This window comes from Rhodanobacter ginsengiterrae (assembly GCF_050026815.1).
In the GTDB taxonomy this organism is placed as follows: Bacteria; Pseudomonadota; Gammaproteobacteria; order Xanthomonadales; family Rhodanobacteraceae; genus Rhodanobacter; species Rhodanobacter ginsengiterrae.
In genome coordinates this window covers 1-20,881 of record NZ_JALBWO010000045.1, presented here as the reverse complement: position 1 = coordinate 20,881, position 20,881 = coordinate 1, and the positions used below count along the sequence as shown (strand labels likewise).

The window sequence follows — 20,881 nt, the reverse complement described above, 5'->3', positions numbered from 1 at the left end:
TTCCGCAGGCACACGGCTCAGCAATCGGAGGCCACGCGCCTCAGGGGATGCCACCTCTGCAGATGCGCATGGCGCGGCATGCAGCCGTACGTGAGATGCAGGGAAAGGCAGGTGCCTGCGTTCTTCACACTTCGAAGATTCATCGTTGCCCCTATATGGGCAGCCCGCTCTCGCATCCCCACCAAGCCCCAGTGTCCAGGGCGTCGGCCTGCACGGAGAACGCGGTGACTGACGCCGCAGCCGTTGTCTCTCACGTACAGGAACAACCCGTCACGTGACCACCGTATGGTCAGCTCGATGTTGCTTGCGGCGGCATGCTCAAAAGCATTGCGCAAGCCTTCACGAATGATGTCGATGGCTTCCGCCGCGATTCCAGGCCGAAGAGTGAAAGGCTCACCCTCCTCGTTCACGGTGAAGCGCGCCGGATGCAATAAGGCGTAGTCTTCGCCGATCGCTCGCAAGCTCGCGACGAAGCTGGTCTCCGTATCCGGCCGGCGCAGCCCGACGATGCGGTCGCGGCCGTCGATCAGCATGACGTGCATGCGTTCGGCTGCTTCCCTCATCTCCTGGCGCTGCCGCAACTCGAACGATTCGTCTGCTGCCCAAGTCTGCAGCCGCAACTGCAGGCCCTGGATACCCTGCAGGAGCGTGTCATGCAGATCACGAGCTATGCGTGCGCGCTCCGCGGCCCGGATGCGCTCATGCACGCTCGCGCGATGGAGATGTACCAGGTACGCAACCCATAGTGCGGCCAGCGCCCAGCCGCCGCACAACAGGTCGAAGGACCAACTGCGGCAGTAGACAGGCGCAGCACGAAGAACGGCTACCGCATGGTGCGAGCACCGCAACCCGGCGGCGAACGCGCCACGGGCTGCACAGAGCAACATTATCCCGAAGATGTAGGCAGCACACGGGTATTTGGACGGCATCGAACCTGGCGGGACCATAGAATGGTCGCGCGATTGCAGCTTCCGGATTGATGGAGCGTCCTTCATCGTTGCGGCGCGCATGAGTACTCCCCTGGGCTATGCGTAACATGCGCTGATGTTCGGATCGTTCAAGCCGGTCGTCTGTGCGGATCTTGCCCATCCGTATGCTCGGGTTGCGGTTACCCGGCATCACGGAGAAGGGGGGGGAGCTTCACTATGACGATTTGCGGAATTCGCTGGGGGTGACACCCGTAAATATGCGGAACGCACGCGTGAAATTCGTCTGGCTGGAGAATTGGCAGGCGAGTGCGATGTCGCAGAGCGCGCGGTTACCCGCGGCAAGCAACACTTTGGCGTGATTTAGCCTCAACACGCTCAGATATCGGTGTGGAGGTATCCCGGTCTTGTCCCGGAAAGTCCTGGCGAAATGGAACGGGCTGAGACAAGCGACAGCTGCCAGGTCGTTCAGGCCGATAGGCTGTTCCAGATGAGCCATCATGTAATCAATCACCCGCCGCATGCGCGGATCGGTAGGATCACGGCCACCCGCTGTCGGCGAAGGTTTGATTGCGCCTGACGAGCATGAGTAGCGCTGAGCGAGCCTCGCAGCAATACACAGCCCCAGAGACTCCGCAAGCACCCTGCCGCTCGATGTGGGGTTTCGTATTTCCGACACGAGTGAAACACCCATCTGGAAAATCAAATCGTCGCGCCCGTCCGCCACGTAATCGAGCGATTGCTCTGTGAGCGCTGATCCGCCAAGTTCGTCGCCGAGCCCGGCAAAGCTCTCATGTGACAGATAGATGTGGACGATGTCCGACAACGGAGCAGAGATCCTGGTGGCTTCTTCCGCGATGCCGCTTGGACTAATCCAGATGGTCCCCGAATTAACCGGGGCGTTCTGACGCAGACCATTGGCCTCACGCGAAACGACGGCGCCCGGGATCTTGCGAAGTGCGAGGGTGACCTCGGTCTGCGCTGAGGTATAGGGCTCCAACTCGCATGCCGGATGGGCCCGAAGCTCGGCTCCGATCCCCTGCCAGCCAAGTGCCTCGGATGAGGTTACGAGTGCGGCCACCGGAAATTTTTGTCGACCATGGTCAAAAAGATTCATTTAGGCATCCCGGCGTGAGCCATCGCATACCCGCGCATACCATTCCAAACAAGATCCCACAGAAAAAGCTGCCTGGCGAGGGCGCTGATGCTACGCCGAACGAGAATCCTGATGCTGATCTCGGGACTTGGCGCCCAGTGCAGGCTGGCACAAAGGGTCCACGGCGTGATCGTTGACCACAACTGCAACGATGGTCGGTGATCGAGCTGACGCGGTGACGACCTTGGGAGCAATGTCGGCCTGCGGCCAGCGGCGCCGACGTTCCTGCTCATCAGAGCCGATCGCGGGTACTGTTGCCGTGTCAAGCGATGCAGGTTCCGCGCGCAATATCGGCCGTTGCCCGTCGGGGCTCAATACCCGAAAGGGTAGTCGGCCAGGATCTGCCAACGACGATGGCGCTTGAAACAGGCCACGGGGCATGGCGCAGCAGAATCGCGCTGATGACGGTCCGGATGTGACGGCAGGTGCCGGGAACAGGTGACGGGTGATCAAGAAAGTACAAGTCGCGCCAGCCCGGGCGCAGGATATGATCGCGCAAGACTGTGCCATCCAAGGGTATTCCCCCGCGGGTGTCGGCAATCCGGAATCTTGCTTCCATGCCTCCATCGCGCGCGCACCCCTTCAGCCGGCAACGTTTCCGACGCTTTCGATGTATCGCTTGCATGGCGCTCGCGCTGGCCATGCTCGCGACTGCTTCGCTACGCGCATTCGCGGCGGCGGAGACGCTGGGCAGTTTCCAGCACACGAGCAACCGCGCGGCGGAGGGCGCGCCGGGCTACATCTCCCGGCTCGCGCAGACGACCGATGGATTCCTGTGGATGGCCGGGCCCAAGGGGCTGGTGCGTTTCGACGGCGTGCAATTCCAGGCATTCAAGCCATTGCCCGGTGAACGCTTCATGGAAGCCCAGCTGGGCATGCTGTTCCCGGCCGAAGGCGGCGGCTTGTGGATTCAGAACGACACCGCCGGCCCCACGCTGTTGAAAGACGGCCATCTCTTCCAGTTCGGCGAGAAGCAGGGTTATGTCGGCGTCGGCGCGACGTTCTTCGAGGATCCACACGGTACCGTCTGGGCGGTTTCCGATACGGCGGTAATGTATTTCAGGGCAGGTGCCTGGCATGCCGACCCGCACGGGCCGAAGGGTGCCAGCGCGTTCTCCAGCGGTGCCGTCGATGCGGCCGGCAATGTGTGGGTTGCCGCCACGGGACAGGGAATGCTGGTGAGGCCCGCGGGCTTGACGCAGTGGGTGAACGCGCATCCTGGCACGCGCTACATGCGGCTGTATGGCGGGCCCTCCGGGCGTTTCTACCTGGCTGAGCGTACCGGCTTGTCGGTCTATCGGACGGACGGCATCAAGCTGGTGCAAGTGATGCCGCCGATTCCGCTGGTCGTCATCTCGGCAGTGGAAACGCACAGCGGTGCGCTGTGGCTGACGTCGACGGACTTCGTGGTGCATTACATCTCGCCACAGGCACTGCGGCTGGCCGAGCAGACCCATTCCGTGCCGCATATGGAAGTCGTGCCCGATCTTCCGGGATCGCCGTGGCCGCTGCTGGAGGATCGCAATGGCAATGTGTGGATCGGCGGCAATGGCCTGGATGGCTTCAGCCATGCGGCGTTTACCGCGGTCGCGCTGCCCGCGAGCGTCCATGAGGTGTCGCCGTCGCTGGATCGCTCGGGCGACCTCTGGATCGGCAGCGATACGCTCGGTGTGCTGCACGTCGGGCCACAGGTGCCCGGCTGGGAAATCACGGATGTACCGCAATACACGCTGGCCACTTACAGCGATCCGACCGACGGCTCGGTCTGGGGAGCCAACACGGTCGGCGTCTGGCAACTGTCACCGGGCAAGCCGCGCCTGGTGGTGTCGTTTCCGCCGCCCAACCCGGGCCCCGCGCCACACAGCATGGCGCGCGACGCCGAGGGAACGCTGTTTGTTGCGCGGGCGCGGGTGGGCAGCGGGCTTGCCGCGTGGAACGGCAAGAGCTGGCGCGACGTGCTGAGCGAGCCGACCGTGGTCAAGGTGATGGCGGTGGATCGTCACGACCGCCTCTGGCTGGGCAGCCTCAAGCGCAACAGGCTGATCGAACTGTCGCGCGGCGTCGAGCGGATCTGGGACGAGCGCCAGAACCTGCGCGTCGGCGCGGTGCGCTCGATCCTGGTCGATGGCGAGCTGCTCTGGGTCGGCGGTGACGAAGGCATCCAGTTCTTCGACGGCAAGCACTTCACCTCGCTGACGAGCACGGATCCGGACGCCTTCCAGACCGTGACCGGGCTGGTCAGGGACGCCGCGGGCGACCTGTGGGTGCAAACGCTCGAAGGCGTGTCCAGGATTCCCGCGACGGATATAGCCAGGGCGCGGTCGCAACCGGGCACGCCGGTAACGTACCGATCGTTCACCACCGGCGATGGCGTGCCAGGCACGCCCGATGCGGATCGCACGCTGCCCTCGCTGCGCCTGTCCGACGATGGACGCATCTGGACGCATGCCATTGGTGGGCTCGCCTGGATCGATCCCGTGCATATGCGCAAGGACCCGCCGCTGCCGCCGGTGGTGGTGGAGACCGTGAGCAGCGGTACGGCCACCTATCAGCCGTCTGACCGGCGCATCGATCTGACGGCCGCGCAAAGCTCGTTCCGGATCACGTACTCCACACCGGCACTGACCCATCCCGAGCGCGTGCGCTTCGCCTATCGGCTGGCCGGCTTCGATGACTGGCAGGATGCAGGCACGCGCCGCGAAGCGGTATTCACCAAGGTGCCCGCGGGGCGCTACCAGTTCCAGGTACGCGCCATGCGTGAGGGTGACGCGGCCACCGCCCTGTCTGCACCGCTCACGCTGATACGTGCGCCGGCGTACTACGAAACCTGGTGGTTTCGTGTGCTGGCGTTGCTTCCGTTGGCGATCGTTCTGTGGCTCGCTTATGTGCTGCGCATGCGAGCGCTGCGGCGGCAAATGCACATACGCGTCGACGAGCGCGAGCGCATCGCCCGAGATCTGCACGACACCCTGCTGCAAGGCGTGCAGGGCTTGCAGCTGCGGCTGCAGACCTGGGCGGCGAGCCCCCGGCTGGAACCGGCGCACCGGCAGGAGATGGCCGACGTGGCGGTACGCGCGCGCGACATGCTGATCGATGGCCGCGACCGCATCATCGCGCTGCGTCGCGTCGAGGCCTCGGCCGATCTGGCCGGTGATCTGCGCGCCATAGCGCTGGACTACACCACGCTGTATCGCGCGGGTTTCTCCCTGACGGAGGAGGGGGCGTCGCGGCCACTGATCCCCGAGGCGGCGCAGGAAATTCTCGATATCACCCGCGAGGGATTGCGCAACGCCTTCGTGCACGCCAATGCAAGCTCGGTCGCGTTGTGCATGCAATGGCGGCGCGACGGGCTGCATGTTCTGGTCCGCGATGACGGGGACGGCATCGATGAAACCGTGCTGCGTGACGGTGGCCGTGCCGGGCACTGGGGTTTGCAGGGCATGCGCGAACGGGCGGAAAAAATCGGTGCGCGATTGCTGCTGCGTCGGGGCGACGAGAATGGCACCGAAGTGTCGCTGGTAGTGCCGGCACGCGCGGCGTACGCATCGGCGCGGTTGTGGTGGCGCTTGCGCGGGATTCGGCAGGCAGGCCCGGATCAAGCGCCGGATTGACGTAGCTGCGTTGCCAGCAAAGGGCGCATGCGATCGAGCACTTCCTCGGCGGCGAGGGCATCGGCGAAATGTGCCAGACAGCGTCCCTCCGCATCGAGCAGGTAGGCGATGGCGGTGTGCGGCACGCGGTAGCCGTTGGGTTCATCCGGATCGCTGACGCGCCGGGCAAACACGCGGAAGGCGGCCTTGGCCTGGTCGATCCGCGCGTCGTCGCCGGTCAGGCCAAGGAAAGCCGGGTAGGGCTGAAGGTAGTCGCGCATCACCTCGGGCGTATCGCGTGCGGGGTCCACGCTGATGTAGATGCCACGAACCGGCCAGCCTTCGCCGGCCAGTTGGTCGAGCACGCCGGCGTAGCGGGCCAGCGCACGCGGGCAGACCACGCGGCAATGGGTGAAGCCGAACAGCACCAGCGTGTGCTCGTCGCGAAATACCTGTTCGGTCACCGTGCGGTTGAAATGGTCGATGAGCGAAAACTCACCGCAGCCAGGCATTGCGTTGACCATCCCTGATTCCGATCTCATGGGCTGGGCGCCGCGGTGGCGTCGTGCTCGAAAATCATCTGCATGATTTGCACCCGTTGGCCCGACCAGTGCAGCTCAAGTCCACGATCGGTCGGCTGCAGTGAAACCGGACCGGTGCATTTCAGCGTGGTGTCATCGCCATGCGCCACCTGCTCGACATCGAACATCAGGCGCCAGGGTCCGCGTCCAGTGATGCGGCCGAGGGCGATCCATGCTTCGGATGCCGGTTGGTCGGAACGCGCCTGGAGGGCAAACAGCAGTGATTGCGTGGCGCGATCGAAGCGGGCTCGCAGTACATCCATGCCAGAACCGACAGCTACAATCGCCGGCTCGCGAAAATGCCCGTCGCTCCACGGCGCCTCATAGACGCCGCGCAGTCCGTCGCGCACATTGAGTCGCGCATAGCCCAGCAACACGTTGCCGGTCATCGGCTCGACCAGGGTACGGTATCCAGCAGCGTCCGCGGTGCGGTCGTTTCGCGGGTAGTAGAGCCCGCCGTCGCGCCACTGCGGTGCCATGTGGCGATCGGCATGCTGCAGCAGGCCGCGCAGGGTTTCTTCGTCACCCATTTCCGACGCCCATGCTGCCACCCAGCCGAAGTCGGAATCGTCGTTGAGCACGGTGTGGCCCTTCACCGGCGGGCGCGGCGCGGATTTGACCGAGAGCGTTCCGTCCGGCTGCTGCAACAGCAGATCGGCCAGTTGCTGCGGGTAGTTGGCGCGCACGAAATCGCCGTTCCACATGTTCATCAGCGCGCCGCACCATGCGTCCACCCACGGCGCCTGCGCCGCGTTGGGGCGAACAGCGTGGGTGTCTTCGGACAACATCACGTGATAGTGGCCGTTGTCGCCGATGCGGCCGAATTGCGCCCAGGCTTGCTCGTAGCCGCGCGTCACCTCTTCGGCGCGACTGCCGCCGGTGAGCAGGTCGTGCATGCGGAAGCCGAGGATCGCCGGCTGGTTGCAGATCTGGAAGATGCAGTTCGGTTCGCACGCCACGCCGAGGTAACCGCTTTCCACCATTTTCCAATACAGGTGTTCGTTGAGCGTGTTCTGGTCGTACGCGAAGCGGTGACCGTCGCCGCCCCAGAAGTACGACCAGTGTTCGAAGGTGATCGCGCCGGGTCGTGCGTAACGGTCATCGTCGAACAGCACGTTGTAGAGCAGTACCAGCGACTGCACGTAGGCGCTGTACATGATGTTGTCGCGCGCTACCGGATCCCATTCCTCGTGGTAGCGCTCGCTGAGGTGCGAGTTGAAGATGCTGCCGCCGCGGCTGACATCGCGCCAGTACAACCACACTTCCGGCAACAGCAGTTTGCCGATGATCCGCTCGAAGATCGGCTTGAACACGCCCGGCGCCGCGGGCAGGCGATGCACGTGGGTGATGGCCAGGGCATAGGCCATGTAGGCCAGCTGGAAGCGATAGGCGCCGAAATCGTCCTGGCCGGTGGCCATGCCCTGCATCAGCGACCAGTCGTTGGCGGGCAGCAGCGACAGATTCTCGAAGTGGCGCAGATGCCCGGTCTGCTCCGGCGTCAGTCGGTCGGCCACGGCGGCAGGGCTCGACGTGTCGCGCACCGGCTCAGCGCTCCATTTCCAGTACCGCCTTGATGACCTTGCCGGAAAGCTGGTCGGCCACGGCCTGCTCGATCTGTTCGAATGGATAGAAGCTGATCAGCCGGTCAAACGGGAATCGTCCCTGCTGGTACAGCTCGATCAGTTGCGGAACGAAAACCTCGGAGATCGCGTTGCCCTCGATGTAGCCCTGCACGGATTGTCCGGCCAGCAGGAAGGTCAGCCAGGGCAATTCCAACTGTCTTCCGGCTACCGACGGCACCGCCACCAAGGCGATGTGTCCGAGTATCGCCAGGCCGCCGATGGCGGCGCCAATCAGCGCGTTCACGCCCGCAGCATCCACGATCGCGTCAACGCCACGCGGTGCGATGGCACGAATCGCCTCGCCCAGATTGTCCACCTGCCGGGTGTTGATGACATGCGTGGCGCCGAGTTCGCGCGCAGTGTCGAGTCGCGCATCTACCTGATCGATCGCGATCATGGTGGTGCAGCCGCAGACCCGCGCCGCCATGATCGCAGCCAGCCCGACCGGGCCCATGCCGATCACCGCGATCGACGAGCCGGCCTTGGGCCGGATGCCGTTCATGACGGTGCCCGCGCCAGTCTGGATGCCACAGCCGAGCGGGCCGAGCAGCTGGAGGGGCACGTCCTCGCGCACCTTGATCGTGCTGCGTTCGTTGACCACCGCGTAGTGCGCGAACGAGGACTGGCCAAAGAACCCCAGTCGCGCGCTGCCGCCCTTTTCGCGCGTGGCGTGAGGGCCGTGCGGGTCGGTCTGGAAGTTGAGCGCGAGGAAATTGTCGCAGTACATCGGCTCGCCGCTGAGGCAGTGGGGGCAGGTGCCGTCGAAGGCTGGCGCCAGCACCACATGGTCGCCCGGCGCGACCTTGGTCACGTTGCGTCCCACCTGCTCGACGATGCCCGCGCCCTCGTGACCGAACACGGTGGGGAAGGGCGCGTCGATCAGTCCGTCCTTGCTGGCCAGATCGGTATGGCACAAACCCACGCCGACGGTGCGTACCAGCACTTCGTCATCGCCCGGCTCGGGCAGCTCGACGTATTCGAGCTGGAATGGTTGCTTCACGGCTTCGACGACAGCAGCCAGGGTTTTCATCGTTGATGTACCTCTGAAGAAGTTTCTGCAAGAGCGCACTCAAGCCGACGCGAGCGCGATCATCACGGCCGCGGCGATCGCCACGGCGTCTTCCAGCAGCGCCGCCGGGACATCGTTGTGGAAGGCTCGGGCCAGCGCGCGTCGCGCCCGGTGGCCAGCCCAGGTGCCGATGGCGGCGCCGATGGCACCGACGATCAGGCCGGGCCACAGCGTGCCTTGGCTGGCGGTGAGCGTGGCGCCTGCCCATGCGCCGGTCAGCAGCCGGGTGCCGAATTGCATCGGGATCATGCGGCTGGGCGTCCTGGGCAATTTGTCGTTGACCAGTTCGCCCAGTGCAGCCAGCACCAGGATCCATGGCGTGAGGGCGTAACCCATGAAGGCCAGCGGGGTGCCCTGCAGTGGCAGCCAGCCCATGCGTGCGGCACAGCTCAATACCGCCAAGGGGGTCATCGCGCGCAGGCCGGCGACCATGCCGATCAGCAGCGCCAGAACATCAATCCACATGTGTGCATTCCTCAAACAGTTGACGGAGCAGGCGTGGTGAAGTCGATCAGCCGCGCAGCTTGATGGCCGTGCGCGCCACCAGTTCGCCCTGGTGGCGGGCGCCTTCTAGCTCGATCGCGCTGGGCTGGCGCGAGCCGTCACCGCCGGCGATCGTGGTGGCGCCGTAGGGCGCGCCGCCGACGATCTCATCGAGCGTCATCTGGCCCTGGTGGCTGTAGGGCAGGCCGACGATGGTCATGCCGAAATGCAGCAGGTTGGCGATGATCGAGAACAGGGTCATTTCCTGGCCGCCGTGCTGGGTGGCCGACGACGAGAAAGCGGCGCCGACCTTGCCATTCAACGCACCACGTGCCCACAGGCCGCCGGCCTGATCCAGGAACGTCGCCATCTGCGCGGAGATGCGACCGAAGCGGGTGCCGGTACCGACGATGATGGCATCGTAGTTTTCCAGCTCGGCAATGGCTGCCACCGGTGCTGTCTGGTCGAGCTTGAAGTGAGCGCTCCTGGCGATCTCCTCGGGCACCGTTTCCGGGACCCGACGGATATCCGCCGTGGCGCCACCTCGACGCACGCCGTCGGCAACAGCCTGCGCCATCGTCTCGATATGGCCGTACGCCGAATAGTAGAGAACCAGAACCTTGGCCATGTGACGTCTCCGCTTTGGGCCCGGGGATCACGCTGATCGGCAGGGCGATGTCGGGGACAGATTCTGGGCAGCCAGTGCGGCGGTTTCTTGGACGTTCGTGGCGGTGCTTGTTCAATCACTGCGCAGCGAATGCCGTTTGGCGGAACCTGCAGTGGCGGCACGAACGTACGGCAACTCGAGACGCGCATGGCACGCGCTCGGCAACCACCCGGCGGGTTGATCAAATCGGCCAAGGCAAAGCGAGTTCCTTCAATAGATCCAGTGGTGCGCCGCGCAAGCTCCGTGCTGTCGTGCGCCGCGCGATCACCATGAGATGAGGAGCACCGTGATGACGTCATCTGCAAGCCTGTCTCGAATCGCCCGGCGTGCACTGTTGACTGCGCCGATCTGCATCATGGCGGCGACCGGGAGTGTCCGGGCCAGTGATTTGCCGTCGATCAACCTGGGTCTGACGTCCTATCTCGATGGCGTGTTGCCGTCCGGCCCGGGTTTCTATTATCAGAACTACATCGAGTACTACTCGGCAAGCCGAATCAACGACGGGCTTGGCCGCCGGCTGCCGCTGCCGCGACAAAGCCTGAGCCTGCTGGCTGACGTAAACCAGATCACCTACTACATGCCGCAGCAGATCGGCCCGGGCCGGCTGGCCTTCGACCTGGTCGTGCCCACCGTGGTCTCGGCCTCGGTGCATGACGGCGTGGGCGGCGCTGTTCTGCGCTCGCAGACGGGCATCGGCGACATTCTTTTTGCACCCATCTATCAGTTCAACCCCATCACCTTCCGCAACGGCTGGCAACTGTCGCAGAGCTTTGAATTCGACATCCTCGCGCCTACCGGGGAATACAACGCGTCCACGGCGGTCAATCCAGGCAAGAATGCCTGGGCGCTCGATCCGTTCTGGTCCGCCACCTTGTCGCTCTCGAAAAAAGTCAGCGTCTCCACCCGCATTCATTATCTCTACAACTTCAAGAATAGTGATCCACCGCACTCGCTGGGTCCCGACGCGCGCACGTTGCAAGCCGGACAAGCCTTCCACCTGAATCTCGCGGTTTCCTATGCCATCACGCCAAAGTTCGGTGTTGGCATCAATGCGTACTACCTGACGCAATTGACCGATTCGCGTGTGAACGGCAGCGACGTATCCGGCCGAAGGGAGCGGGTTCTCGGGGTGGGCCCCGGCGCGTTGTGGCTGCTTGATCGTGACAACTTCCTCTTCTTCAATGCCTACGCTGAATCGCATGTCCGCAACCGGCCCAAGGGCAATGAGTTCCTGCTGCGATTCGTCCATCATTTTTGAGCCGTGGCGGCATCCGGAAACGCGAAGCCTCTGGCCGTGCGCGCCGCCAGTTGATCTGGCGGCTGGGCGATCTTCCGCTCGAGGATCCTGGGCTGCCGCGAGCGCAGATCGCCGGTGATCGAGGCGCATGGCATGACCCCGGAGGTGCGGTGCGGGGCGGGTCGAAGCCGCCGGGCAAGCGGGCCGTGCGATCTGCCGGAATGATCAAGCCGCGGCATGATTGGAAAAGAATCGGAGAGCGCGACGAGCCAGGATGGCATGGCAAGAGCCGCCGCTGGGCATGGCCAAGCGGAACGTCCCATTTCTGTCGAGGAGCATTCCCATGAACGCACGTCCGCTGATTCCGCCCTTCATGCTGGTCGCTCTGCTTGCTGCCGGTGCAGCGGTGGGGGCATCCGTGAAGCCCGTCGAGCACGAGACGGTGGTGCCGGCCTTTTCCCACGCGTTGCCCAACGTGCCAGGCAAGACCATCACCGCAGCGGTGGTGACCTACAAGCCCGGCGGCAAGTCGATACCCCATCGGCACGGCTCGGCCTTCGTGGTCGCCTATGTGCTCAGTGGCGCGATCCGCAGCCAGCTCGAAGGCGGCGAGGCGAAGGTCTACCACGCCGGCGAAAGCTGGACCGAGGCGCCGGGTGCGCATCACCTGGTCAGCGACAACGCCAGCAAGACGAAACCGGCCTCGTTGCTGGCGATCTTCATCGTCGACAGCGGCGACAGGAAACTGGTGACCTACGATCAACCCTGAACAGCGTGTCAGTCCCGCATCGTTTCTGCAGGAGCGCATCGGGTGCGCGAGCCCTTGCCAGGCTCCCCCACTCCCCGGCGCACGCGGTGCGCTCCTGCAATCCACCGGCACATGGCGAGGACCACGCCATGGCGGCGCTTGAACAAGCACGGCTGGCTGGCTCCACTCGTCGCGCCGACCCTGGTTTTTTCTCCTCCTGCGGGCAGGGAGTCATGCAGGTGAGGGGGTGGCGTCGGTCGGGAGCGAAGATCAAGAGCGACCCCAACCCTCCGCTGCGATGCAGGGGAGGGAGACCGGCTTTCATCGTGGACTGCATCTCGTCGATGGTGGTGCGTCCATTGGCAGGGCAGCAGTGTAGATTCACGCATCAGCCACTGCAGCACAGGAGAATTCCATGCATATCGATCTCGGCAAACGCCACGCCATCGTCACCGGTTCGACTGCAGGCATCGGCCTGGCGATCGCTCGCGGCCTTGCTGCCGCGGGCGCGCACGTCGTGGTTACCGGGCGCACCCAGGCCCGCGTGGATGAGGCGCTTGCCGCCATCGCCCGGGAGGTCGCCGGTGCCCGGCTGAGTGGCGTGGCCGGCGATCTCGGCACGCGCGAGGGCGCGCAGCAACTGATCGCCGCGGTGCCGCAGACCGACATCCTGATCAACAACCTGGGCATCTTCGAACCGAAGGCGTTCTTCGACATTCCCGACGAGGACTGGCTGCGCTTTTTCGAGGTCAACGTGCTGAGCGGCGTGCGGCTGGCGCGCCACTACGCGCAGGGCATGGCGCAGCGCGGCTGGGGCCGGGTGCAGTTCGTGTCCAGCGAATCGGCGGTGCAGATTCCCGCCGAGATGGTCCACTACGGCGTGACCAAGACCGCCCAGCTGGCCGTGTCGCGCGGCTTGGCCGAGACGCTGGCCGGCACCGGCGTCACCGTCAACGCGATCCTGCCCGGGCCGACACGCTCGGAAGGCGTTGGCGACTTCTTCGGCAAGATTGCGGCGGAGCAGGGTGTGCCGCTGGCCCAGGTCGAACGGGATTTCATCGCCACCCATCGGCCATCGTCGCTGATCAAGCGGCTGGCCACGGTCGACGAGGTAGCCAACCTCGCCGTTTACCTTGCCTCGGAGCAGGCCTCGGCGACCACCGGTGCGGCGATGCGCGTGGATGGTGGCGTGGTCCGCTCGGTGATTTGATCAGCCGATGCTGCCGGCCTGCGCATGGCCTCAGGACGACGCGTGCATGACGGCCTCCGCCGGTGCTCCCCACTGGCTCTGCAGATCGATGTCCAGCGTGACTTCGGCGTTGAGCAGTCGACTGAGCGGGCATTTGGCCTTGGCCATTGCGGCCAGCCTGCGAAACACGAGTGGGTCGGCATCGGGGACCACGGCGTGGAGGCTCAGGTGGACCGAGGTGATGGCGAAGTTGGCGAATTGCTGTTCCAGGATCACCGTCGCCGAGGTCTGCAATTCGGTCGCGGTGAGGCGTGCTTCGGCCAGCACCATCGACAGCACCATGTTGAAGCAGCCCGCGTGGGCGGCCGCCAGCAGTTCTTCCGGATTGCTGCCGACATGGCGATCGAAACGGCTGGCCACGCTGTAGTAGTGGTCGTCCAGCGCGCCACTTTCGGTGGACAGGCTGCCGCGGCCCTCGGGAAAGCCGCCGTACCACAGGGCCGAGCCACGTCGTTCGATTTTCACGCGGGGAACCTCACAAGGTTGTGCCTGGTAACGCACGCGACGTCAGTGCCACTGGCAGGGAAGTCGATCTGGACAGGGCTTCTGCACAGGCGCGTGCAGGTACGGCATGAATCGTGACCCAGCCAGTGCGCGCAGCGGAGCCGTTGGGTGTGTATCGCTCCGTTTGCAATGACGATCAGAAGGGGTACTGGGAGGGGGTGTGCTGGATCGACACCCAATGCTCGGAGGTGAACGCGTCGATCATGCCCTTGCTGCCGAAGCGGCCGATGCCGGAGTTTCTGTCGCCACCGAACGGCAGTGCGGGCATGTCGATGGCGGTGACGTCGTTGACGTGGCTCATGCCGGCGCGGATCTGCCGGGCGAACTGTTCACCGCGATAGGTGTTGCCGGTGAGTACCGCACTGGTGAGGCCGTAGTCGGTGTCGTTGGCCATCCGCAGCGCGTCGGCTTCGTCCTTGGCGCGCAGCACCGGGGCAACCGGGCCGAAGATCTCGTTCTGGGCCAGCGCCATGCTCTGGGTGACATCAGTGAACACGTGCGGGCCGAGCAACAGCCGTTCCGCCGGCCGGCCCAGGCGCAACTGCGCACCGTCCGTACGCGCCTGAGCGATCATGCCCGTGATGCGGTCCAGCTGACGCTGGCTGATGATCGGGCCGATCACCGTATCGACCTGGTTCGGGTCACCGACCTTCAACGAGCTGGCGTAGGCGACATAGGCCTCGACGAAGGCATCGTGGAGACTGTCCAGCACGATGATGCGATTGGTGGCGATGCACATCTGACCCTGGTGCAGGAATTTCGCGACGATCGCCGTGTGCACGGCCTGCTCGAGGTCGGCGTCGTCCAGCACCACCAGCGGTGCATTGCCGCCCAGTTCCAGCATGGCTTTCTTCAGGTTGGTTGCGGTCACCGCCATCTGCCCGATGTGGCGACCCACCTTGGTGGATCCGGTGAACGAGACCACGCGCGACGCCGGGTGCTGCACGAACGCGTCACCGATGTCACCCGGCTCGCCCACGATCACGCTGAGCAGGCCGGGTGGAAGCCCGGCTTCTTCCAGAATGCGCGCGATCAGCAAGCCGCCGGTGACCGGCGTCTCGGCCGCCGGCTTCACCACCACCGCGTTGCCCAGCGCTAGCGCGGGCAGGATGGAGCGGGTGCTCAGATGCAGCGGCCAGTTCCACGGGCTGATCACCGCCACGACGCCGACCGGGCGCCGGTAGATGCGGTTTTCCTTCCCGGGATAATCGCCGGCGACGATGCGTCCTTCGAGACGTGTGGGCAGGGTGGCGGATTCCAGCATCGCCGCGTGTACCACCCACCATTCGATCTCGGCCTTGCCGCGGGTACTGCCTGATTCGCGGATCAGCCAGTCGACGATCTCCTCATGCCGTTGCTCCATCACCGTGGCCGCGTTGCGAAGCACGGCAGCGCGCTGGGAAGGCAACGCCTGCGCCCACGCCTCCTGGGCCTCGGCAGCACCGCGAAATGCTTCATCCACGTCGCTTGCATCGGCCTTGCCGAAGCGGGCGATGACCTCGCCGCTATACGGATTTCGCACATCGAGACTGGAGCCTGCACGCCCGTCGCGCCAGCGACCGGCGATGCATTGCGCTTCGAATGTGTAACGCTTCGCGGCGTCTGGTCGGGAGACTGCGGTATCCATGACTGCGTCCTGTCGGGCTGGAAGGGAGCATCAGGCGCGGCACAACGGCGCCGCGAGCATGGCTGCAGCGTAGGACGCAAAATCGCTGGAGGCTTGATGCTTCCTGCCGCCGTTTGGACGATCGCGCAGCCGCTTTCCGGCGCCCGCGATGCTGCTTCTTCCTGCAAGCAGGGGGAGGAGCAAAGCCGCCGTGCTCCCTCCCCTGCTTTTGCAGGGGAGGGTTGGGGTGGGGTCGCTCTTGATCCGGCGACAGCTAACAGGCGCGTGCAACGGCCTCGAGGATCACCTCGGTGAATTCCCGTGGGCGGGAGAGAAACGGCACATGACTGGCGCCGATCTCCCGCACTTCCGCGCCCATGCGCGCGGCCATCCGGCGTTGCACGGCGGGAAGGATGATGCGGTCCTGTGTCGCCACCACGTACCAGGCCGGCAGTGCACGCCACGCGGGCTGATCGATGACTTCTTCCAGCGCATCGCGATGGATCGGCGCATCCACGGCGGCCAGCACATTGGACTGGATGAGCGGAAGATCGTGGGCCAGGTAGTACGAAAACCCGGCCCGCTCGAAATGGATGTAGCCGGCCGCATCCGAGCGGGTACGTGGCAGTTGCCCCAGCTCGGGATCACAGGCGCGCAGCGAGCGCACCGACTCGCCCCGGTCCGGTGCGAGTCCGGCCACATACACCAGCGCGGCCACGTTGCCGGTGGTGGCCGCCTGGGTGATCACCGTGCCGCCCCAGCCGTGGCCCACCAGAACCACCGGGCCGGATTGTGCGCTCAGCACACGCTGGACCACGGCCACGTCCCCGGCCAGCGACTGCAGCGGGTTGCTCACCGCCAGCACGTTCACGCCGTGGGCCTGCAGGCGTGACATCACCTCGTTCCATGACGACCCGTCGAACCAGGCATCGTGAACCAGGACCACCAGCGGGAGCTTGTGCTTTTCCAGCGCCGCGACGCGTTGCGCCGCCCTGGAGATCGTCATGACCGCTTCCTGTGCCCAGTCAGGCGGCCAGACTGCAATGCGGCCCGGGGAGTCGCCTTGCATGAACTTGTTCGCCTTGGTGAAATCCTGCCATGGCTACGGCGCCGCCCCATCGCGCTGGCACGCGGAGGCCACGGTTTCATTCGCGGGTGGCACGGAGAGTCGATTTCCGGCCTTGAGCAGGCGTGATCATCGGTCACGGGAAAAGCTTTCACGAGGGGCATCTCGATGATCAACGCAGCGGTGGCCGCAACGGACGGCGTTGGCGAAACCCAGTCCAGGGCGAAACGACACGCGCGCGTCGCGCGACGCTGGCTGTGCCATGTGTCGGTACGCGTCACGCATTCCTTTCCGTTGCTGGCGGCAGGTTTGCTGGCGACGCTTCAGCAGGTTCCCGGCTATGACGTGGCGCTGGCCGACGAATCATCGTCAGCGCCACAGCTGGCCGGTGGCGCGGTCCACGTGCTGATCACCGATCGCCGCAATGATCTCCACCCGCAGGATCGCCGGTTCGCCGGGGCTCCGGGCGGCTGTCTGCCGCGTCCCAAGGTGATCCTGCTTACCAACGAGCTGCCACTGGCCGGGTGTCAACCTGCGCGGGCAGGTGATGTGGACATCTGCCTGCCGATGGACTGCCCCACCGATGACCTGCTGGCCGCCGTGCGCCGGCTCGGCCGCTCGGCGCTGGGCCCGCTGGCCATGGCCGGGGGGCAGGGTCCGCTGTTCGACCAGCCGGCGCGTGGCGGGTTGGCGCCCAGCGTATTGCGCAGGGTCCGCAGCTATATCGAGGATCACCTGACCGAAGGCGCCGATCTGGATTCCCTGGCGCGGATCGCGGGCGTGTCGTGCTGCCACTTTTCGCGTGCGTTCAAACGAAGCACGGGCATGCCGGCGCATCACTACCTCATCACGCGCAGGATTGCGGCAGCGATCGCCCTGATCCGGGAAACCGATCGCGCACTGTCCGACATCTCGCTGGAAGTGGGTTTCGCGGACCAGAGTCATTTTTCCCGGACCTTCGTCCAGCTGACGGGACTCACACCGGGCGACTTCCGCCATCGCTCCCAATGAGGGTCGCCGCCGGCTCGCTGCAGTGGTGGGGCGTATTGCCGATGACGGTGGCGCAGGATTAGAGTACCGGGATATTCCCTGCCGCCGCGTTGGTACGGAACCTGGCATGAAACGAGCACCCCGCCGTTGTCGCCCATGGCCGCTGCCGCGGTCGCCGCATGCGGGGCCCGGAACCGCCTCGCCGTGAACGTGCTGCGCGCTCCGGAAGTACTCAGTTGGTCGACCGCTGACGTCGCCGACGGACAGCGTCTGGCGTTCTATTCCGACGTCATCAGTTCGGCGATCGATCCGATGGAGGTGGCCCGCTCAGTCACCGCTCCATTCAAGGGTGAGATCACCGCCACCGGGCTGGGTCCACTTGCCCTGGTGCATGGCGTCAGCACGGCCCACGACTGCGTGCGTGGTGTCGAGCACGTGGCGCGCAGTACCTCGCGGCAGTTTCATCTCATCGTCAATCGCCAATCGAGCTGGAACCTGCGCCATCGCGATTGGACGCACATAGGTTGCGGCGATGCGGTGTTGCTGGACTCGAGCCTCGGCCATTACCTGAACTTCGTGGAGGCCTTCGACAACGTCCACCTGGTACTGCCCGAAGCCTGGCTTGGCCAATGGCTGCCTGACCCGGGCGTGCTCGCCGGTCGACCACTTCCCGCTGATGCGAGTTGGGCCCGCGCCCTGACCACCTTCGTTGCGCAACTCCTGCCGGAGACCGTGCACCATGAGGCGTTGCCCACCAGCCTGATCGTCGATCACCTCGGTGCCTTGCTGGCGCTGTGCGCCAACCAGCTCAGCGGCGAGAGCGTGCCGCCGGCATTGCGGCAACGACAGCTTCGCGATCTGGTGCAGGAAGCGATCGTGCAGCGATGCACGGAGTATTCGTTGGGCGCGCCCGAGATCGCCATGGCGCTGGGTATCTCCGTACGCACCCTGCACCGCACGCTGGCGGCATGTGGACAGACCTTTGGCGCCACGTTGATGACGGCGCGGGTGGCGCTGGCCACCCGCATGCTGGAATCACCACTGATGGCGCGCCTGACCATCTCGGAAATCGGCCGCCGTGCCGGCTTCTCCGATGCATCGCACTTCGCCCGGGTGTTTCGACGGCACACCGGCCGAACCCCGGTGCAGATTCGCCACGCACGTGGCTGGCCGTCGACGCCAGACTGACGCGAAGCGGGTTCCGGATAAGGCTCAGGGCGCCCGCGGCGGCGCCGGGCACGCAACAGCTGGCTGGCTTTCGACGTGGTGATGCAGCCTCATGTTGCGTTCGATCGACTGTTCCGGCGTCATCCATACCAGCCCCTGCGCGGCGCAGCGCGCGGCATAGTCGAACAACGCCAGCATGTGTGCCTGGTCGAAGTCGATGAAGCTGTTCTGCGGATAGTCGACCGGGATCTCGGTGAGGTGGAACTGCATGCCCAGGCGCTTGGCCGCCGCGATGTTGTCCACGATCGCCTCGCGCGTCTTGTAGGTCATCTCGGCGGCGAGCGCGTTGGAAATGATGTCGATGGTGTTGTAACGCGTGGTCTGCGGCGTGCGCGCCAGCTGGCCGTTGACCAGCATGTACAGGTGCGCACCGCGCAGCTGTGGCAGGTCGGTGGAGCGGATGCCGGCAATCAGCGGCGTGCTGAACACGGATGTGGTGACGCCGCCATCCACGTGCATCTCGTCATACTCCCGCTTGCCTTCGTGCACGCGGATCAGCACCGGCGGAAATACGCCGGGCACGCTGGCCGAGGCGATCAGCACGTCGCGGAACAATCGACGCGCGGCAGGACCGCCGTGCTGGGCAATCTCGCCCAGGTTCCACAGCACCGTCTCGTGCTTGTCCAGGTCAGTGGTGGCCACCACCAGCCGGCGACCGGTCGCCGCCTCGCGGGCCACCGCCTGGATCATCTGCGGCGTGACGAAATGGTCGACCAGCAGGAACAGCGCGTTCCGATGCGGCAGCCCGCGCGGCGAAAACAGGCGCGCCAGCACCGTGCGCGTCGGCGAGTGCAGCAGCTTTGCGCTGCGTTCGCCGGTAAACGCCTCCTGCATGCGCGCATCCCAGTCCGTTCCCAGAAAGGCGAACGGCGCCAGCAGCGCGCCGGCACTCACCCCGGTCACCATCTCGAACTGCGGGCGCACATGGGCGCGGCTCATGCCGGCCAGTACGCCGGCGCCATAGGCACCGCCGGAGCCACCACCGGACAGCGCCAGGATGTCCACCGTGCCGTCCCTGGCCGACGCGGGGATGCCGCCGAAAAATTCCGGCGCCAGCTCGGTAAAGGTCTTCAGGTCGGTGGTGACCAGCCGCACGCTTGCCGGAAAGCCGTCCGGCGCCGCCGTGCCGATCAGCTCGGGCGGTGCCGGCCGCCGCGCCACGGTCTGGCAGCCACCCAGCGCCACCAGAACCACGGCCAACCAGGGCAGGGCTCGCTTGTTGTGCATCGTGTGCTTCCTTCGCGGTCCCCGTCGATGCGGCACCACCGCGTCGATGCCGGGGGCAGTATGCGACCAGGAAGATCGCCCGATCAACGCAACGCCGGATTGCTCTCCGGGCACGGCTGCCAGGCTGGCAAGCGCCTGCATCCGACGCTCGACCATCGAGCTCCCGCCGAGGTCGATGACCAGGTCGCCCTGGAGGGAAGCGCCGTTCGAGCTTGCCTCCTCCGGCCAGGCGCATATGGTCGAGGCCGCAAAAGCGGTCCCTGGAAGCGGCGCACACGGAGGGAACATGACGACCAGCCAAAGCTTGAAAGCTCAAGGCAAGAGCATCAAGCGCGCGGTATTGACGGGAAGTCTCCTGAGGAATGGTTGGGCCTCACTCCAGTTCCCCGCTCTCGGATGCATGTGCAATGCACTGATCACGAAAGGCAGAATCCGTACCAAGGCGCTTGACGATGGAATCAAGCTGCTCAAGCGCTGGCCGCGACGAAGACGTGGCAAAGAGTGCGTCTCCCTCGGGGTCAAACTCAATCAAGTCCGCGAGTTCACTGTCAGTGAGCTCCAACCCGGCCTTGGCGAGCCCCTCCCATGTGTAGCCGCCGCCCTGAAGCCCCTTGGACTCGAAGAATGCGAGGACTTCAGGACGATAGTTGAAATAGTTGTATGAGTATTCGCCCGGACTCAGCTCGGTGATGCGAGAACCCTCAACAGGGTCGTTCACGGCGTGCGCGCCGACGGGAAGGAGTAGCGAGAATACAAGCAGCAGGTGCTGGAATGTCTTCATGAGGCCTGACGAGGCTGTGGAAAAACGGGTTCTACCCCGAAATCACGGACGGTTGTGAAAGGGTGGAAAACTTCAAATCCTGCCTTGCGGTTCTTCGCCGCATCCTTGGGTTGTGGTGCCGCTCGATGTATTCGAACACATCCGCTCTCGCC

19 protein-coding genes and 1 pseudogene are annotated in these 20,881 nt (G+C 65.1%); 6 read left to right on the top strand and 14 right to left on the bottom strand.

What is annotated here, in order from left to right; genetic code table 11:
* Positions 1 to 17: 17 nt before the first annotated feature.
* Both ACQGNJ_RS03985 and ACQGNJ_RS03980 read right to left on the bottom strand, forming a co-directional pair.
* Complete coding sequence (locus ACQGNJ_RS03985; protein ID WP_426687942.1) at positions 18 to 1,010, bottom strand: sensor histidine kinase; 993 nt, start codon at positions 1,008 to 1,010, stop codon at positions 18 to 20.
* 133 nt (positions 1,011 to 1,143) lie between these two features.
* Complete coding sequence (locus ACQGNJ_RS03980; RefSeq protein WP_426687941.1) at positions 1,144 to 2,043, bottom strand: helix-turn-helix domain-containing protein; 900 nt, start codon at positions 2,041 to 2,043, stop codon at positions 1,144 to 1,146.
* Between the two features lie 662 nt (positions 2,044 to 2,705).
* Here ACQGNJ_RS03980 and ACQGNJ_RS03975 point away from each other — a divergent pair.
* The gene (locus ACQGNJ_RS03975) at positions 2,706 to 5,693 is read left to right on the top strand and encodes a sensor histidine kinase (protein ID WP_426687940.1); all 2,988 of its coding nucleotides are present in this window, start codon (positions 2,706 to 2,708) and stop codon (positions 5,691 to 5,693) included.
* On the opposite strand, the gene ACQGNJ_RS03970 is transcribed toward ACQGNJ_RS03975, so the two are convergent.
* From ACQGNJ_RS03970 to wrbA, 5 genes are read right to left on the bottom strand one after another with little or no spacing between them, the layout of a single operon-like run.
* Positions 5,678 to 6,196 (bottom strand): SCO family protein, encoded by a 519-nt coding sequence (locus ACQGNJ_RS03970; protein WP_426687939.1) that lies wholly within the window; start codon positions 6,194 to 6,196, stop codon positions 5,678 to 5,680. The two genes, ACQGNJ_RS03975 and ACQGNJ_RS03970, sit on opposite strands and share 16 nt — an antisense overlap.
* A 14-nt stretch (positions 6,197 to 6,210) precedes the next feature.
* Positions 6,211 to 7,794 carry a linalool dehydratase/isomerase domain-containing protein gene (locus tag ACQGNJ_RS03965; RefSeq protein ID WP_426687938.1) on the bottom strand — a complete coding sequence of 528 codons (1,584 nt, stop codon included), beginning with the start codon at positions 7,792 to 7,794 and terminating at the stop codon, positions 6,211 to 6,213.
* Positions 7,795 to 7,798: 4 nt separating this feature from the next.
* Positions 7,799 to 8,905: an NAD(P)-dependent alcohol dehydrogenase gene (locus ACQGNJ_RS03960; RefSeq protein ID WP_426687937.1), complete on the bottom strand. Its 1,107-nt coding sequence runs from the start codon at positions 8,903 to 8,905 to the stop codon at positions 7,799 to 7,801.
* 39 nt (positions 8,906 to 8,944) lie between these two features.
* Positions 8,945 to 9,409: a DUF4126 family protein gene (locus tag ACQGNJ_RS03955; protein WP_426687936.1), complete on the bottom strand. Its 465-nt coding sequence runs from the start codon at positions 9,407 to 9,409 to the stop codon at positions 8,945 to 8,947.
* A gap of 46 nt (positions 9,410 to 9,455) precedes the next feature.
* Positions 9,456 to 10,055 carry an NAD(P)H:quinone oxidoreductase gene (gene wrbA, locus ACQGNJ_RS03950; protein ID WP_426687935.1) on the bottom strand — a complete coding sequence of 200 codons (600 nt, stop codon included), beginning with the start codon at positions 10,053 to 10,055 and terminating at the stop codon, positions 9,456 to 9,458.
* Between the two features lie 328 nt (positions 10,056 to 10,383).
* Here wrbA and ACQGNJ_RS03945 point away from each other — a divergent pair, with 328 nt between their 5' ends.
* The gene (locus ACQGNJ_RS03945) at positions 10,384 to 11,352 is read left to right on the top strand and encodes a SphA family protein (protein ID WP_426687934.1); all 969 of its coding nucleotides are present in this window, start codon (positions 10,384 to 10,386) and stop codon (positions 11,350 to 11,352) included.
* Here the strand turns inward: ACQGNJ_RS03945 and ACQGNJ_RS03940 are convergent.
* Positions 11,343 to 11,612 carry a hypothetical protein gene (locus ACQGNJ_RS03940; RefSeq protein ID WP_426687933.1) on the bottom strand — a complete coding sequence of 90 codons (270 nt, stop codon included), beginning with the start codon at positions 11,610 to 11,612 and terminating at the stop codon, positions 11,343 to 11,345. The genes ACQGNJ_RS03945 and ACQGNJ_RS03940 overlap by 10 nt on opposite strands.
* A gap of 62 nt (positions 11,613 to 11,674) precedes the next feature.
* Between ACQGNJ_RS03940 and ACQGNJ_RS03935 the strand changes: the two genes are divergently transcribed.
* Both ACQGNJ_RS03935 and ACQGNJ_RS03930 read left to right on the top strand, forming a co-directional pair.
* Positions 11,675 to 12,100 carry a cupin domain-containing protein gene (locus tag ACQGNJ_RS03935; protein WP_426687932.1) on the top strand — a complete coding sequence of 142 codons (426 nt, stop codon included), beginning with the start codon at positions 11,675 to 11,677 and terminating at the stop codon, positions 12,098 to 12,100.
* A gap of 394 nt (positions 12,101 to 12,494) precedes the next feature.
* Complete coding sequence (locus ACQGNJ_RS03930; protein ID WP_426687931.1) at positions 12,495 to 13,289, top strand: SDR family NAD(P)-dependent oxidoreductase; 795 nt, start codon at positions 12,495 to 12,497, stop codon at positions 13,287 to 13,289.
* A gap of 30 nt (positions 13,290 to 13,319) precedes the next feature.
* On the opposite strand, the gene ACQGNJ_RS03925 is transcribed toward ACQGNJ_RS03930, so the two are convergent.
* From ACQGNJ_RS03925 to ACQGNJ_RS03915, 3 genes are all read right to left on the bottom strand, one after another.
* Positions 13,320 to 13,793, bottom strand: coding sequence for an OsmC family peroxiredoxin (locus ACQGNJ_RS03925; RefSeq protein ID WP_426687930.1), 474 nt, complete (start codon positions 13,791 to 13,793; stop codon positions 13,320 to 13,322).
* Between the two features lie 175 nt (positions 13,794 to 13,968).
* Positions 13,969 to 15,459: an aldehyde dehydrogenase family protein gene (locus tag ACQGNJ_RS03920; protein ID WP_426687929.1), complete on the bottom strand. Its 1,491-nt coding sequence runs from the start codon at positions 15,457 to 15,459 to the stop codon at positions 13,969 to 13,971.
* 253 nt (positions 15,460 to 15,712) lie between these two features.
* Positions 15,713 to 16,444: an alpha/beta fold hydrolase gene (locus ACQGNJ_RS03915; RefSeq protein WP_426687928.1), complete on the bottom strand. Its 732-nt coding sequence runs from the start codon at positions 16,442 to 16,444 to the stop codon at positions 15,713 to 15,715.
* Between the two features lie 228 nt (positions 16,445 to 16,672).
* Here ACQGNJ_RS03915 and ACQGNJ_RS03910 point away from each other — a divergent pair, with 228 nt between their 5' ends.
* Positions 16,673 to 17,515 (top strand): helix-turn-helix domain-containing protein, encoded by an 843-nt coding sequence (locus ACQGNJ_RS03910; protein WP_426687927.1) that lies wholly within the window; start codon positions 16,673 to 16,675, stop codon positions 17,513 to 17,515.
* A gap of 183 nt (positions 17,516 to 17,698) precedes the next feature.
* Positions 17,699 to 18,682, top strand: a complete 984-nt coding sequence (locus ACQGNJ_RS03905; protein ID WP_426687926.1) for a helix-turn-helix domain-containing protein — start codon at positions 17,699 to 17,701, stop codon at positions 18,680 to 18,682.
* A 24-nt stretch (positions 18,683 to 18,706) separates the two neighbouring features.
* On the opposite strand, the gene ACQGNJ_RS03900 is transcribed toward ACQGNJ_RS03905, so the two are convergent.
* From ACQGNJ_RS03900 to ACQGNJ_RS03890, 3 genes and pseudogenes are all read right to left on the bottom strand, one after another.
* A complete protein-coding gene (locus tag ACQGNJ_RS03900) occupies positions 18,707 to 19,948 on the bottom strand; it encodes a patatin-like phospholipase family protein (protein ID WP_426687925.1) in 1,242 nt (413 codons plus the stop codon).
* A 373-nt stretch (positions 19,949 to 20,321) separates the two neighbouring features.
* Positions 20,322 to 20,729: an Imm51 family immunity protein gene (locus tag ACQGNJ_RS03895; protein WP_426687924.1), complete on the bottom strand. Its 408-nt coding sequence runs from the start codon at positions 20,727 to 20,729 to the stop codon at positions 20,322 to 20,324.
* 31 nt (positions 20,730 to 20,760) lie between these two features.
* Positions 20,761 to 20,881: pseudogene (locus tag ACQGNJ_RS03890) on the bottom strand (IS3 family transposase); the annotation flags it as partial.